Raw genomic sequence first — 12,822 nt, 5'->3', positions numbered from 1 at the left:
CTCGACGAGACAGGCCGCCTCACAACATTGACGACCTACCCGTATCTCACGGCGTCAGCAATTCCCTGACCGGGTATTAAACCTCAGTCGTGCAATCGGTCGGGTTCGATCCTCAATCTATGAATTGCACCCCATAGTCATTTCCGCTGGCCCACACCAGCCGGACCCGGGCGATGGCTCCTTCCTGCGGGATCCTCAATTCGAACTCCAAGGGGACATCGGTCGGTGGGAAAATTACAAGCCGAGCCCCCGTCGCAGACAGGTCCCAGACAGCGCACTCGATTGGGTCACCGGTGGTTTCGGCGTCGAACCATCCCTGAAGGCCAGAGAGGCGGCCGTCAGTTGACTGTTGCTCAGGCCGCGCAGTGTTCATGCATGGTATCCTGTCCGGAGCTCTCACATAGGGCGCGACGCAGGCATGAGGCTTGCTGACGGCCGACGGCTTCAAAAAGTGTGGAGGGGGGTGCCGGGGCAGGCCGGCCATAATTTAGATTAGCGGGGCTACATTCTGCCAGACGAGGCCATAGGTTAGCGCCGCCAGAAAGCTATGGAAAACGTATCTTGCATTCCCCATGGCAGACCGTCGTGCCGTCAAACATTCGGGGTGCGGCACTTGATCCAGATCGATCGTGAACACTGTCCTTAGCGAAGCATCGGTCACTTCCAGCTGCCAACCTCGCCAGCCATCACTAGCATCTTCATGGTCAGCCAGGATTTCTTGAAGAGCTAAAAGGGCTTCAGCCTTGGCGGTTTCGGGACAGGACGCCTCGATGCCGACCTCGTCAAGGATGCCGTCGTCGGGTGCGACGAGATGAAAGTAGTAGCGCATGATTGCCCTCTTCCGGACTGGGACAATGAAGAGGCGATACCTCTTCACAGGGTTGTGAAGGCTAGCCGGGTTCGGGGCGAAATAAGGGCCGCGCTTCACGATCTGGAAGCCCTTAAGAGGTATGTTCAACAGATCCAGTGTTCCCGCTTTATTAAGCTGTGCCCCTGCCAACCGCCTTGAGGAGCGTCTGCTGTCTCAAAAGCCACAGTCCCCGCGTTTAATGCGCTGGGAGGAATTTACACCAAAAGAGTAGTGGCTGGACGGCGCGTTTTAAGTGACTACTACCAGGAGTGGTTAAGGTTTCGGTAACCACAATTCTCTGGACATTGGGGGCTGAGGTGAATGGGACTGGCAGCACTACGGCGTTTGGACGTAATCACAGCGAGAGCCTAGCAATCAGGACAGTCCTAGCGACGAGGACAGTCATTCTCCGAGCCGGCCTCGTGGGCATCCTCTCCAGCCAAGGGTTTCTGATCACTGACGCTTTGCATGAGCTCCCGCCCGCTCTGGTGATCATTGAGGCCTCGCCAGAGATCAGTGAGACCGTGGCCTCGATCGCCCACTTCAAGGGGGAGTACCCAGAGGCCCGGGTCGCGATACTGGCAGAAGCCTTTGATCTCAGCACCGTGATGGCGGCCTGCGAAGCGGGAGCTGCTGGCTTCTGCTCGACGGCTTCGGCCCCCGACGTGCTGGCCAGTGTACTCAAACTGGTGGTGATGGGCGAAACCGTCATCCCGTCGGCACTCATCCTGCCTCTGCTCACGGATGCATCCGCACACCAGGAGCAGCAACGTCAGGCGGCTGAAGGGCATCCGAAAGTGGTGGATGCGCGTGTCGGCAAGCTATCGCCCCGTGAAGCGGACATCCTTCGCGGCATCATGAATGGAGAGTCCAACAAGGTGATCGCCCGTCAGTTCGATGTGACTGAGGCGACAGTCAAAGTCCATGTGAAGTCGATCCTGCGTAAGATCGGGGCTATAAACCGGACGCAGGCCGCCATGTGGGCATCGGATCGTATGCCTGCCGCCCCGCGGGTGAATTTGCCCTCGTAAGGATCCGAGCCAGGCTACAGCGCTCTTGGACCCAAATGCAGCCCCGGTCTAATGCCGGGGCTTTTTATTTGAGACGATCAGGCCCAGTTCGGACTGCTTGTTTAAGTCAGGCAAGGAGCCGAGCCAAATCACCAGAGCTGACCGGCTGATCCTCCCAGGCTCGTTGGCTTCCTTCATCGGGCAGACGCTGGGCAACCACTATCAGGACACAGGCATGGCCCCGCTCAGCGACGAGCTGCAAAAGCTCATTGATGCTCTCGATATGGCGGAGAGGGACGAGGATGCCGCAGAGATCTAGGTAGTGACCAGACGAGGCCCTCGGGCGGCACTACATCCGTGCCATTTCCGACGTTCCCTTCCATCAGTGCCGCTCCTTCAGAGGCGGCGCGAGATTGAGAGTATGCCTAGCTTCTCCTTCGATGACGTCCAAGATCATTTTCACCCTCTCTCTGATCAGAGGGCTGAGATCGTATTCGTCGCCATCCTTGCCTGGAACATGAAGCCAAAAGCTGGATAGGGCCTGTTCCAGCATCTCACGTGTTTCGACCATGCATGCTTCACGATCAGCGCACTGCATCTTCACGTGTTCAGCAAGCAGTTTCGTCATCAGGAAACTCACACCCTGCCCGATTGATTGGGCAAGCAGCAGCATCTGCTGGAGTTCCTCTTCCCTCGTCATCATGCCCCCTCGGCAAAGGTTGTCAACGCCGATTGAATTCTGACCCACTTTGAGCGAGGGCGCCGATTTAAATCTGACCCACCCAACTCTCATCCCTGTCGTTCTTTTGGCTTCGCCGCCATGCCGGCGCGACGCTTGTCTTTGAGCCGGTAACTCTCGCCGTTAATCTGCACCACCGTCGAGTGGTGCAGCAGCCGGTCGAGCATGGCGGCAGTCAGCACCGCCTCCTCGGCAAAGACCTGGTCCCAACTGCCAAACGTCAGATTGGAGGTCAGGATCATCGCGCCCTTCTCGTAGCGTTTGGCCACCACCTGGAAGAACAGGTTCGCCTGCTCGCGGCTCATCGGCAGATAGCCAATCTCATCGATGATCAGCAGCCTGTAGACGTTGACCGCCCGGTGCAGGACCTCCTTCCACCGTCCCTGACGCTGCGCGCTCTCCAGCAGCAGCACGAGATCGGCCGCGGAGATAAAGCGCACCTTCCAGCCGCGCTGGGTCGCCAAGTAGCCGAGCGCAATCGCCAGATGGGTCTTGCCCACCCCGGAGGGCCCCAGCAACACCACGTTCTCGGTCCGCTCGACAAAGGCGAGGCTGGCCAGTTCCTGGATCTGCTGGCGCGGCGCACCGGTGGCAAAGCCGAAGTCGTAGCTGTCGAGGGTCTTGAGCGCCGGAAAGCCGGCGGTGCGCGCAAACAGGTCACGCGCCCGCTGGCGGCGGGCATCCCGCTCCGCCCGCAAAACCTCTTCGAGGAAGTCAGTGTAGGAGGCCTCACGCGAAGCCGCCGCCTGGGCGGCCGGACCATACAGGTCGGCCATCGCGCTCAGTCGCAACTCGGCACACAGATCGCCGATGCGGGCGTGCTGGAGATCGATCATGAGACCGCTCCCGCAAGGGCATCATACAGCGCAAGCGGATGCTGCAGGCCCAGGATCGGTCGCCGGGAGGTCAGAGGCTCAAGCGGCCGCTTGCTCAGACCGGCATAGGGACGAGGGACCGGCTGGAGCGAGGCTCTTTCGCTCTCCAGCCGCTCGGCCGGCACCGCCGCCGTCGTGGCATGCACACGCGCATTGGCCACCTCCCGCAACCAGCGGTGCATGGCGACGTTGGCGGTCTCGCGGTCCACGACCAGGCCTTCCTGCGCATACTGGCTGGCCAACGGTACCCAGAAGCTGTCGCGCAGATAGCGGATGAAGCGCTCCACTTTGCCTTTGGTCTGAGCGCGATAGGGGCGGCAGAGCCGAGGGCGAAAGCCGCAGTGACCGGCAAAATCCGCAAAGCCCGGATGGAAGCGATGGCGGCCGCGGCCATAGGCGTCGCGCTCGACCACGACGGTCTTCATGTTGTCGTAGAGCACTTCGTGCGGCACGCCGCCGAAGGCCAGGAAGGCCTGCTCGTGGCAGGCGATCAGGGTCTCGAGGCGCTCGTCTGAGACGAACTCGGCATAGGTGTCGCGCGACCAGCCCAGTGTCGCCACGAACACGGATAGGCGGTTGGTGCCCCGCCGGATGGTGGCCCAGTCCACCTGCATCTGCTCGCCGGGTGCGGTCTCGAACCGGACCACCGGCTCTGGCGCCGCCACTGGCCTGAGCGAGGCGACGAAAGCTTTGAGCATCGTGTAGCTGCCGGCATAGCCGCGCTCGCGACACTCGGCCAGCAGCACGGTGGCGGGAATGGGATCCGGCGCAGCCGCAGCCAGGCGCTGTTGGATATAGAGCTTATAGGGATCCAGTTTGGCCGGCCGCGATGGGCGAGACCGATACCGAGCCGCCTCCGGCTCGCGCAGATAGCGCCGCACGGTATTCCGTGACAGTCCCAGCTCGCGGGCAATCTCCCGCACTCCTTTGCCGTGTTTGGCCAACACCCGGATCTCCATCGACATCTCACCTCCGATCATCCAGGCCCTCCGCTTCTCTCGCGAAGGCCCAGCATAACCAGTGGGTCAGATTTGAGTCGGCGACCGGGTCAGTTTCTCATCGGCGGCAACAAAGTGGAGGCGGCGATGGTAGCCAGGTGACGCGGTGTCACAATGGACCCATCAGGGTAACCCTATGCGCGTCGGCGTTACCCTGACAGTAACAGGGGGGGCCAAGGTCAAAACGGCGTCCCATAAGAGCGCCCTAGGCATTCCGCCCGTCGCCAAGCGATTAACGAAACGCCCTGACCGAGTACTGTCTTGGGCCTCGGCCAGGGCGTCCCTGCGGGAGAGAGGGCGACCCGCATATCGACCGGCTGATACGCAACGCGCCCGGTTCGATCATTCTAAACCTAATGCGGTAAACAAGTTCCTTCTCGGTATCGGTCACGTTTTTATTGGCCAAGCTGAAACCTATCTGCCGCGGCACCATTCTTGCTTTGAAGGTTGCTTTCCTAACGGCCTTCACGGAACGAAAGGCCTCCTCATCTCCCTGGCAGCGGCGGATGAGGAGGCCTTCTCACGTTAGGCTACCGTCAACCATTCCGATCGATGACCCTAAGGTATGAAGGAACTGCACCTCGGTGAGCGGCTTTGCAGGTCACGTGTTCTCAGGAGCTCATGATGGCCAAAGCCGAACCCGATGTTCCCCACTGCGCGTCGACAACGATAGCCCGGTCCGGAAAGAGCCTCACTTTTTAGTCCGATTGGCGGGCTTGAGTGTTACGCTCGCCGCGATAGCCGTAGCCATTATCTGGGCGAGCAGCCTGTGACACCTGATCGGCTGTAAGATCCTCGCGGACCTCTAGGCTTCTTCACTCCATATTTCCGATTAGGCTTTGCAGCCTTGCCAAGCCGGGCGCCGGCCTCCCCGACGCCGCCCTTGAGCGACAACAAGGCCAAGCGGACGGTCAAACAGATCTTAGAGGCCAAGCAAGCTGTGCTATGCAGCCACGGAGCACGGAGCGAGATCTCAAGAAGCTGGCCCACACCTACCACGTCGGCCGCTCGACCATCACCAACGTCGTGCTTGGCCACACTTTCAAGGATCGGACCAAAAACGGTTCCGGTTCAAGCAGTGCGACTGGACCCCAGATCCTGCCGATGTCAGAGCCTGTTGCCAGACCGAAGCTTACGGGAACATGGGCGTGAGTGGCGACACAAGGCCTCGCTGAAACAAAGCAGTGCGGAAAGCCTATGCGCTATTCTCCCTTCGAAGCCGATTTCTGATGGCGGCGATGACGATGAACAGAATGGCTCCGCAAATGGCGGCAACGATCACCTCACCGACTACTTGCATGTAGATCTCTTCCGGGATGTCATTCGTGAAGGCGCGATAAACTTGGTGAATTGCTCCGACAGCTATGCCGATTAAGCCACCGTTGAGAGCGCAGCTTGAGAGGCTCCATTTATGCGAATTACGGTGCTTCATGACACGCGCCTCCCCAGTTCCCGGTCTGCCCCAGCTTGGACAGAAACGGAAAGGCGCTGATCCGGATTGGGTGAGCCATTAACACACTCCAAGCGGTTCAAAAGGGGCTGCCGGTTCCGGCAGCCCAAGTTGAGGGAGGCACTACCGTCCCAGAGGTGCGGCGCGGGGTAGCGCAACCGCGCAAGTTCCATATCGCCAGAGGCCTGCGACGGAAATCCTATTTCTCGAATGTAATCGTTTACGAAATTATATTTTCAACAGTTTACATGTGTTGTGCCCGGAAAGTCACAGTAACTAACTGTTTAATTCAGTGAAATGCATCCATTAGTGTCGGCGGAGACATACATTCCTACCCCTGAATCGGTATGGCGTTTGAAAGGGTTATAAGAGAGAAACGCCTCATAGGCATTTATGCCAGCCTGTGAGGGTAGTCACAGGAGTATCTCAACCTGCAGTGCTTGTAATTCGTTGCACTCGCCTACTACCGGAAGCCCAATGTCGCCCGCGCATAAGACAATGCCCTGCATGAAAATCACCGTACGCTCTGAGCGCGAGAGGTACCATCGGATCACGGCCATCGAGGACAAGCTTGCTCGGCAGGCAAAAGTGCGAAGCGTTGTTTTGGGGATCACCGCCACGTCGGGCTTCGTGATCCTTGCCCTGGTCTTGGCATTTCTGACGGGCTTGCTGGAGCTTCCCAGCTCTCTTTGATCGGTGGACTCTCCGTAAAGGCGGTGTTCGATCCGGCTGAACTCACCTCGCGCCAATGTTCCGGCCTCCTTCGTGCGGAAGTCGAATCTTGGTAACGCGGATGCTCTGACGGTTGAGAACCGCTCCAGCTGAAATCAGCACCTAATCCGCTGTTCGATCGCGTCGACCTGCGACGTGGATCGGCAGGCATTCTACAGGGTACGGCATCAGCGTCGGCATCGGCCCGACTGTACCCACCGCATCGCATCTTGACGGCCTCTTAGTAGGAACTGGCTGCCTTGCAGCTCTGGCGCTAAGTTAGCGACGACGAACTTCCTTATCCGCGCGACATTCGGATTAGCGGGACCGTCCAAAGTACTGCCTGCAACTGCCGGCTCAGCAGTCACAATTGCGGCGAATGCCGCGATCAACACATTTCGCATGAATGGCCCACTCAGCCTCTTGGAACACGACACCCGGCGGCCCTAGCCTCATCTTCGGTGCAGAACCGACGCTCGCCGCTGGATTCATCGATGTCGGTCTTCGCGAGGCTCCTGCTGCCCGGCACGTGATAGATCTTGCCCGAGCTCGAGATGTTGCCTTTGATGGCACACTTGCGGTTCGCGCCCGTCGGCGAGCCTCTGCCCACCGGCTTTGTCCTCACAAGTCGGGATCGGTGTCCGGGGTCAGCTTGGCGTCCGCTGGCGCTACGCCCTTCACCGTGATGCTCACCGTGTGGGACTCGACCTTCCCGCTGGCGGACCTGACCTCGTAGCTGATCTCGTCAGCACCCGTGTAGCCGGAGTTGGCCTTGTAGAAAACACCCTGGGCCTTCGGCGCCAGCTTGGGACAGCGAGGAATCCGTCCCACCTTCAGGGTTCCGCTGCGCACGTTCAGCTCGCCGTGCTTCGGCGGGGTCACCACACGCACCGTCGGCAGGGGACCGGATGCGCAATCCTTCGTAACGTTGCCGTAAACTCCCAAACGCTCGGCCTTGCCAGCGACCGCGTCGGCGCTGCGATAGGCGCTGTTGCCCTGCGCCGACGCAACGCCCGCCGGGATCGCGAGATAGCCGGCGAGAACGAATGCCATCACCGGGTGGCGGTTCAAGCGGATCATTCAGGAACTCCTTTCAATGGAAACGGTCAAGGCCTGGGAGGGCTCCCGAGTCCTCGGTTTCCGGTCGCGCGGCGCCTTGCAGGCGGCTAATTGGTCCGGCATTCGCTGACCCGCCAGATGCCCGAGGGAGGAGAGGTGTAAGGTTGGGGATCGCGGCGCTCGTGCAGGCGGAAGTCAACGAAGACCCGGCCGAGATCGTAGAACGGCACATGACTGACCTCCTGCGACACGGAGGTGTCCCGGCCGTTGGGACCGTACAACTTGAAGGTCGATCGGATCCCGGTGTTCCGCCCCTAGCCGTCGGCGATGGCCTCGATCACGCCTGCCCCGCCGCGCCGATCGACATCGGCCCGAACCGGGAAGGTCTTCCCAGTGCGGCGCACCGTGATCTAGGACCCGAGATGGTTGCCGTCGTGTGTGCTCCGCAGGACGAAATGCTCCGGCGAGAACCAGGGCCGGAAGGTTGCCGTTCCAGCTTGCAGTCCGCTGCCTGCCCGGAGAGCGGGCAAAGGATCATCCCAGCGACAACGGCAATGCGCTTCTGCATGGTCAGGCCGCTTCCCAGGGACCGGTAGGCTGCCCCGGTTGCAGCATCGCGTTGTGCTGCGGCGCGGCGCTGCTGTGGCGCGCCTCCGCCGAAGAGGCCGGAGAGGAAGCCGCCTCCGCCGGCGCGTCGGTTGGCGAGTTCGTGCTCGAGCTGCTGGATGCGGCCATGCGCGGCGCTCAGCGCCTGCTCCTGCACCACGATGGTCTGGGCCATGTAGTAGGGCGCGTTCGGCTGCTGGTCGATCCGGGAGCGGATGAAATCCGCCGCCTGCGCATCCGGCGCCGTCGACTGGCGCTCGACCTGCGAGATCTTGCCGAAGAGCTGCTCGATGGCCTGACGATCCTGATGGTCCATGAAAATCGATTCCCTTTATGAAATTGAGGCTGACTTATTCTTCCCGCTGGCCGGTAAGGCTCAGCAGAAGCTGGAAGATGTTGACGAAGTTCAGGTAGAGCGAGAGCGCGCCGAACACCGCCATCTTGCTGTTGGCCTCATGGCCGTAGCCTTCGGCGTATTGCTCCTTGATCGCCTGCGTGTCGTAGGCGGTCAGTCCCGTGAACACGAGCACGCCGATGATCGAGATCGCGAATTGCAGCACGCTCGAACCGACGAAGATGTTGACGAGCGAGGCGATGATGACGCCGATCAGGCCCATGATCAGGAACGAACCGAACTTCGACAGGTCGCGCTTGGTCGTATAGCCGTAGAGGCTGGTCGCGCCGAACATGGTCGCGGTGATGAAGAAGGTGCGGGCGATGCTCGTGCCGGTGAAGACCAGGAACACGGAGGCCAGCGACAGGCCCATCACCGCGCAGAAGGCCCAGAAGGCCATCTGTGCGCCTGATGCCGTCATGGCATGCATGCGGAACGAGAAGAAGAACACGAAGGCGAGCGGCGCCAGCATCACCGCCCATTTGAGCGGCGTCTGGAACAGCGGCACGTAGAGAGCCGGCGTCGAGGCGATGAAGAAGGCGACGATAGGTCCAGAGCCGCAAGATGACGGTGTGATCACCCGTATCGTTGATGACAGACTGCGATTCTATCGATGCAGATATCCGATGGTTAATCGGTATGGTTAACAGTCGTCCAGAATCAAGAATTGCTATCTGTGAATCATAATGGTGGTCGCGAAACGGGCTCGGAGACGAATACTTCAGCGCTGCGAATCAAGTGCAAAACAACGAATCGGCTGGAACCGGCCTTTTACATGCGAATTGATTCGGCTCTTTCAGTTAAATGATTCTGGGTAAAGAAGTTTCCCACCGCTGAATCGATCTATTGTGAATGGATTCTTGACGCGCGACTCCACAGCCAACTCAGAATCGGGCAACACTCGAAACGCTAGCGAGCGAGTTGGGTGGCTTTCCATGGCTGACTTATCCAGAAGCCTTCGGGTCAAACGTCTTCGGAACCTCCGCAGAGAGCGGGGAGACCGGGAAATGAACGTCTGGATCTCCAAGCCAGCCGGTGATGCGATCGACGAGGCCGTTGAGTGCGGCCAATTCAAATCGCGCCAAGAAGCCATCGCTAGTGCTCTCGATGCAGCCTTCGTTCGTAAGGAGCTGAAGACGGTGACGTAATCTAGGCAAAGCAAAAGGCCCACGAAGCTGGATACTTCGAGGGCCTTTGGAGACCCACCGAGGGTGGGCGTAAGGAATAGGTGTGACAACCTCCTTATGCCATCCCGACAAACTGACTGTCAAGAGCATCGGTTTCGGTGGGCGCTCCCGCTTTGCCCTCAACAGGGAGGGTACGATGCAGGTCGCATCGTCAGGAGGCCGGCGGCTGAGACATGCCGCCCTGGCCGGAAGGAAGCTTGCGCTCGAAGTCGGGCGAACCGTGACACGAAAAGAACTCTCTGCGGCAGCCCGCGATGCCGGCAAGGCCCTCGAGCTCAGGCCGGCCCAGCGCGCGGTCCTGTCCGAGCTCGTCGCCTGCTGGGGCGAGCAGGAGTGGGAGCGGCTGCTGGTGTGGCCGTCCAACGACTATCTCATGACCCGCACCGGCCTGACCGAGCGGGCGATCCGGCGCATCCTGCGCCAGCTCGTCGACCTGCAGCTCATCACCCCCAAGGACTCGCCCAACGGCAAGCGCTTTGCCGTCAAGGACCTGGCTGGCCAGGTGGTCGACGCCTTCGGCTTCGATCTGACCCCGGTCTATGCCCGGCGCGGCGACTGGGCGGTGATGCTGATGGAGCAGAAGCAGCTGCGCGAGGTGCGCAAGCGGGCCTTCGACGAGGTCACGATCTGCCGCCGGGCAACCGAGGAGGCCCTGAGCGCGCTGGCGGAGCAATTCCCCGACATCGACCGCGGTGAGCTTGAGGACCGGCTGAAGACCCTGCAATCCCGCACGCCGACCCGCTCGCAGGTGACCCTGCCGGCCGATCTCCTGGACGCGTGGCAGCTGTTGAGAACCGACACCGAAGAAACCTTCTATCAAGCGGGCAATGCCGGACTCGGAGTCCGCCACAAAGAAACAAACAACGGTTCTCCTAGTGAGACTTGTAACAAAGGCTTTCCGAAGAAAGCTGAGGCGGTTCGTCAAACCGAACAAGCGCCGGAGCACCTATCACCGGAATTGATCCTCGAGGCCTGCCCGACCCTGAGCGACTACCCCGAACCCATCGAGGACCTGGCCGGCCTCGTGGCGGCGGGCCGCTATCTGCGGGCTTCGCTGGGGGCGAACGAAAGTGCCTGGAGCGAGGCGGTGGCCGAGATCGGCCTGGTGCGGGCCGCGGTGACGGTGATCTACGTGCTGCAGCTCTACGACGACGACGTCTCGAAGGGCGAGGGCCGGATCAAGAACCCAGGCGGCTATTTCCGCGCCATGGCGCGCCTGGTCAAAGCCGGCCGGATCGACCTCGGCGTCGAGCTCCTGGCCATGCGCAGGCGAAGGATGTCATGAGGGGAGAGGGATCATGCAACTCCGGTAACTGCCTTGTCGGCGGGCTGAGTGTCCGGTGGGCAGGGTTGGAATGGTCCATTCGCTCATCACGGGAAGAGCGCTAGGCGTGCGACGGAGAACGAGGAGGCGAAGAAATGGTGTTGATTTCAACCGTCGTGGGCGGGCTCGTCCTCTACGTGATCTTCGAGCGCTACCTGAAGAAGGCTCTGCATCGGACCCAGGTCCAGCACAAAGCCATTGAGACGGGCACCCTGATCACCGCCATCGTTGCCGCCGGGCTCGCGGCCGGCAGCTTGGCCTATACGCTGACGTCGATCGGTGCTCTCGAGGAGCGAGTCATGGCCCTCGAAAAGGCTGCACGGAACCTGCCTTCGGGGAGACCATAACGATGTGGAGGAGGGTAGGGGAGAAGGCCTGTGTCGAGCTACGATGACCTATCGACCGCGGGTGTATCACGGATGTGAATCGTTGCGGCGCAATGGATTCAAGACATTGATTGGACCTCACCACGCGCCCTGCGCAACATGGAGGCATGTCCGAAGTCACGATCCAGTACCTGGTGCTCGACAGGTGCGATCCAAGCTGCAACATGGCTCGCTACTATGTCCTGGCGATTGAGCCCAGCCTGTTTGGTGACGCGACCCTGATCCGTGAGTGGGGCCGCCTTGGCCGATCAGGCCAGCGCAGAGTCGAACTCTACGAAAACCAGTCATGTGCAATGGAAGCCCTCGAGCTTTGGCTTGAGCGAAAGCGACGACGCGGCTACCTGGTCAGGGGCGGATAGGGCAAAGAAGTACAGGAAAACCTGGATTTGGTTTAGCGCAGGATCTTGAGCGACTCATCAATGGCTGAGGGACAAGGCGCCTTCGATCTATGCTATCGTGTGGTCAGAGCTTCAACAGTGCACGCGGTTGATGGGATCAAACGGGCCCTGAGAGGATGACGCTGAATAGACGAGGGTTTCTCGCCGACCACTTTCCTTTATGGCATGGCTCTCGTGTTCGCTGTGGGAAAGGCGTTCACGCTAAAGATCTGGCGAACCCTTCCTAAACCCAGACCAGGGCTAATACCCGCCCAGAGAATTGCTGACTCGGATTTGCATAGATGTGCCTGGCGTGATTCCCTGGTGGCGGGGCGCAGTTGCAGGAGACCACCATGTCCGGGCTCCCGATCCGTCAGGACTACGCGCCATCCGATCTGCGGATGCGGGCTGCGCGCGAGAAGGATTGTCGGGCCGCTCTGCGGTTGCTGGCGATCGCCAACGCGCTCGAGGGCATGCCCCGGGCCGAGGCGGCGCGGCTGGCCGGCATGGAGCGTCAGGCCCTGCACGATGCGATCCAACACTTCAATGCCGCGGGACCGGACGGCTTGCATGACCGTCATCGATCCGGCCGCCCGGAGCAGCTCAGCCCTGGTCAGCAGGCCGCGCTCAAGGCCCATATCCTGCGCGGGCCGGAGCCCGAGCGCGATGGGATGAGCGCCTGGCGTCTGGTTGACCTGGGCGAGTATGTCGAACGAACCTATGGGGTTCGCTATAGCGAATGGGGGCTTTCCTGCCTGCTCAAGCGGCTCAACCTGTCACGCCAGAAGACCCGGCCCTCGCATCCGAAGGGCGATCCGGCCGCACAGGCGGCGTTCAAAAAAGGAGCTGCCGTTAA

17 protein-coding genes and 1 pseudogene are annotated in these 12,822 nt (G+C 60.7%); 8 read left to right on the top strand and 10 right to left on the bottom strand.

The features are described from left to right. Positions 1 to 487: 487 nt before the first annotated feature. The gene (locus tag JKL46_RS32500) at positions 488 to 829 is read right to left on the bottom strand and encodes a DUF6894 family protein (RefSeq protein ID WP_201842418.1); all 342 of its coding nucleotides are present in this window, start codon (positions 827 to 829) and stop codon (positions 488 to 490) included. Positions 830 to 1,272: 443 nt separating this feature from the next. On the opposite strand from JKL46_RS32500, the gene JKL46_RS36735 reads away from it, so the two are divergent. Beyond that, on the top strand, positions 1,273 to 1,881 hold the full coding sequence (locus JKL46_RS36735) for a LuxR C-terminal-related transcriptional regulator (RefSeq protein WP_201842416.1): 609 nt from the start codon (positions 1,273 to 1,275) through the stop codon (positions 1,879 to 1,881). A 163-nt stretch (positions 1,882 to 2,044) separates the two neighbouring features. Beyond that, the gene (locus JKL46_RS36485; RefSeq protein ID WP_281400197.1) at positions 2,045 to 2,179 is read left to right on the top strand and encodes a hypothetical protein; all 135 of its coding nucleotides are present in this window, start codon (positions 2,045 to 2,047) and stop codon (positions 2,177 to 2,179) included. Between the two features lie 63 nt (positions 2,180 to 2,242). Here the strand turns inward: JKL46_RS36485 and JKL46_RS32490 are convergent, their stop codons facing one another. The 4 genes from JKL46_RS32490 to JKL46_RS32475 all read right to left on the bottom strand — a co-directional run bounded on the left by JKL46_RS32490 (position 2,243) and on the right by JKL46_RS32475 (position 5,904). After that, complete coding sequence (locus JKL46_RS32490; RefSeq protein ID WP_201842414.1) at positions 2,243 to 2,563, bottom strand: hypothetical protein; 321 nt, start codon at positions 2,561 to 2,563, stop codon at positions 2,243 to 2,245. An 86-nt stretch (positions 2,564 to 2,649) separates the two neighbouring features. Continuing rightward, positions 2,650 to 3,435 carry an IS21-like element helper ATPase IstB gene (gene istB, locus JKL46_RS32485; RefSeq protein ID WP_201842412.1) on the bottom strand — a complete coding sequence of 262 codons (786 nt, stop codon included), beginning with the start codon at positions 3,433 to 3,435 and terminating at the stop codon, positions 2,650 to 2,652. Further along, on the bottom strand, positions 3,432 to 4,454 hold the full coding sequence (gene istA / locus JKL46_RS32480; RefSeq protein WP_201842410.1) for an IS21 family transposase: 1,023 nt from the start codon (positions 4,452 to 4,454) through the stop codon (positions 3,432 to 3,434). The genes istB and istA overlap by 4 nt, the downstream gene beginning before the upstream one ends. Positions 4,455 to 5,667: 1,213 nt before the next feature. Further along, positions 5,668 to 5,904: a hypothetical protein gene (locus JKL46_RS32475; RefSeq protein ID WP_201842408.1), complete on the bottom strand. Its 237-nt coding sequence runs from the start codon at positions 5,902 to 5,904 to the stop codon at positions 5,668 to 5,670. A gap of 495 nt (positions 5,905 to 6,399) precedes the next feature. Here JKL46_RS32475 and JKL46_RS32470 point away from each other — a divergent pair, with 495 nt between their 5' ends. Next, positions 6,400 to 6,615 carry a hypothetical protein gene (locus tag JKL46_RS32470; RefSeq protein WP_201842406.1) on the top strand — a complete coding sequence of 72 codons (216 nt, stop codon included), beginning with the start codon at positions 6,400 to 6,402 and terminating at the stop codon, positions 6,613 to 6,615. A gap of 433 nt (positions 6,616 to 7,048) precedes the next feature. Here the strand turns inward: JKL46_RS32470 and JKL46_RS37200 are convergent, their stop codons facing one another. The 5 genes and pseudogenes from JKL46_RS37200 to JKL46_RS32450 form a co-directional block, all read right to left on the bottom strand. Further along, positions 7,049 to 7,243, bottom strand: a complete 195-nt coding sequence (locus tag JKL46_RS37200) for a sunset domain-containing protein (protein WP_484502707.1) — start codon at positions 7,241 to 7,243, stop codon at positions 7,049 to 7,051. Between the two features lie 11 nt (positions 7,244 to 7,254). Further along, on the bottom strand, positions 7,255 to 7,713 hold the full coding sequence (locus tag JKL46_RS32465; protein ID WP_201842404.1) for a 4-aminobutyrate aminotransferase: 459 nt from the start codon (positions 7,711 to 7,713) through the stop codon (positions 7,255 to 7,257). An 86-nt stretch (positions 7,714 to 7,799) separates the two neighbouring features. After that, positions 7,800 to 7,943 carry a hypothetical protein gene (locus JKL46_RS32460; protein ID WP_201842402.1) on the bottom strand — a complete coding sequence of 48 codons (144 nt, stop codon included), beginning with the start codon at positions 7,941 to 7,943 and terminating at the stop codon, positions 7,800 to 7,802. 86 nt (positions 7,944 to 8,029) lie between these two features. After that, positions 8,030 to 8,614, bottom strand: coding sequence for a DUF2076 domain-containing protein (locus JKL46_RS36035; protein WP_246529688.1), 585 nt, complete (start codon positions 8,612 to 8,614; stop codon positions 8,030 to 8,032). 34 nt (positions 8,615 to 8,648) lie between these two features. Next, positions 8,649 to 9,239, bottom strand: a pseudogene (locus JKL46_RS32450) (Bax inhibitor-1/YccA family protein); the annotation flags it as partial. 460 nt (positions 9,240 to 9,699) lie between these two features. Here JKL46_RS32450 and JKL46_RS32445 point away from each other — a divergent pair. From JKL46_RS32445 to JKL46_RS32425, 5 genes are all read left to right on the top strand, one after another. Beyond that, entirely contained in the window at positions 9,700 to 9,840 is a 141-nt protein-coding gene (locus JKL46_RS32445) for a hypothetical protein (RefSeq protein ID WP_201842400.1), read from the top strand. A gap of 175 nt (positions 9,841 to 10,015) precedes the next feature. After that, positions 10,016 to 11,164, top strand: a complete 1,149-nt coding sequence (gene repC / locus JKL46_RS32440; RefSeq protein WP_201842398.1) for a plasmid replication protein RepC — start codon at positions 10,016 to 10,018, stop codon at positions 11,162 to 11,164. A 134-nt stretch (positions 11,165 to 11,298) separates the two neighbouring features. Next, complete coding sequence (locus tag JKL46_RS32435) at positions 11,299 to 11,550, top strand: hypothetical protein (protein ID WP_201842395.1); 252 nt, start codon at positions 11,299 to 11,301, stop codon at positions 11,548 to 11,550. A 146-nt stretch (positions 11,551 to 11,696) separates the two neighbouring features. Continuing rightward, positions 11,697 to 11,948 carry a WGR domain-containing protein gene (locus tag JKL46_RS32430; protein WP_201842393.1) on the top strand — a complete coding sequence of 84 codons (252 nt, stop codon included), beginning with the start codon at positions 11,697 to 11,699 and terminating at the stop codon, positions 11,946 to 11,948. A gap of 371 nt (positions 11,949 to 12,319) precedes the next feature. Then, on the top strand, positions 12,320 to 12,822 hold a 503-nt coding region (locus tag JKL46_RS32425), incomplete at its 3' end, for a winged helix-turn-helix domain-containing protein (protein WP_201842391.1).

Origin of the sequence: Microvirga zambiensis WSM3693 (assembly GCF_016735695.1) — a bacterium.
GTDB lineage: Bacteria > Pseudomonadota > Alphaproteobacteria > Rhizobiales > Beijerinckiaceae > Microvirga > Microvirga zambiensis.
Note: the sequence above shows the minus strand (reverse complement) of the source record. Positions and strands in the feature narration are given on the sequence as shown.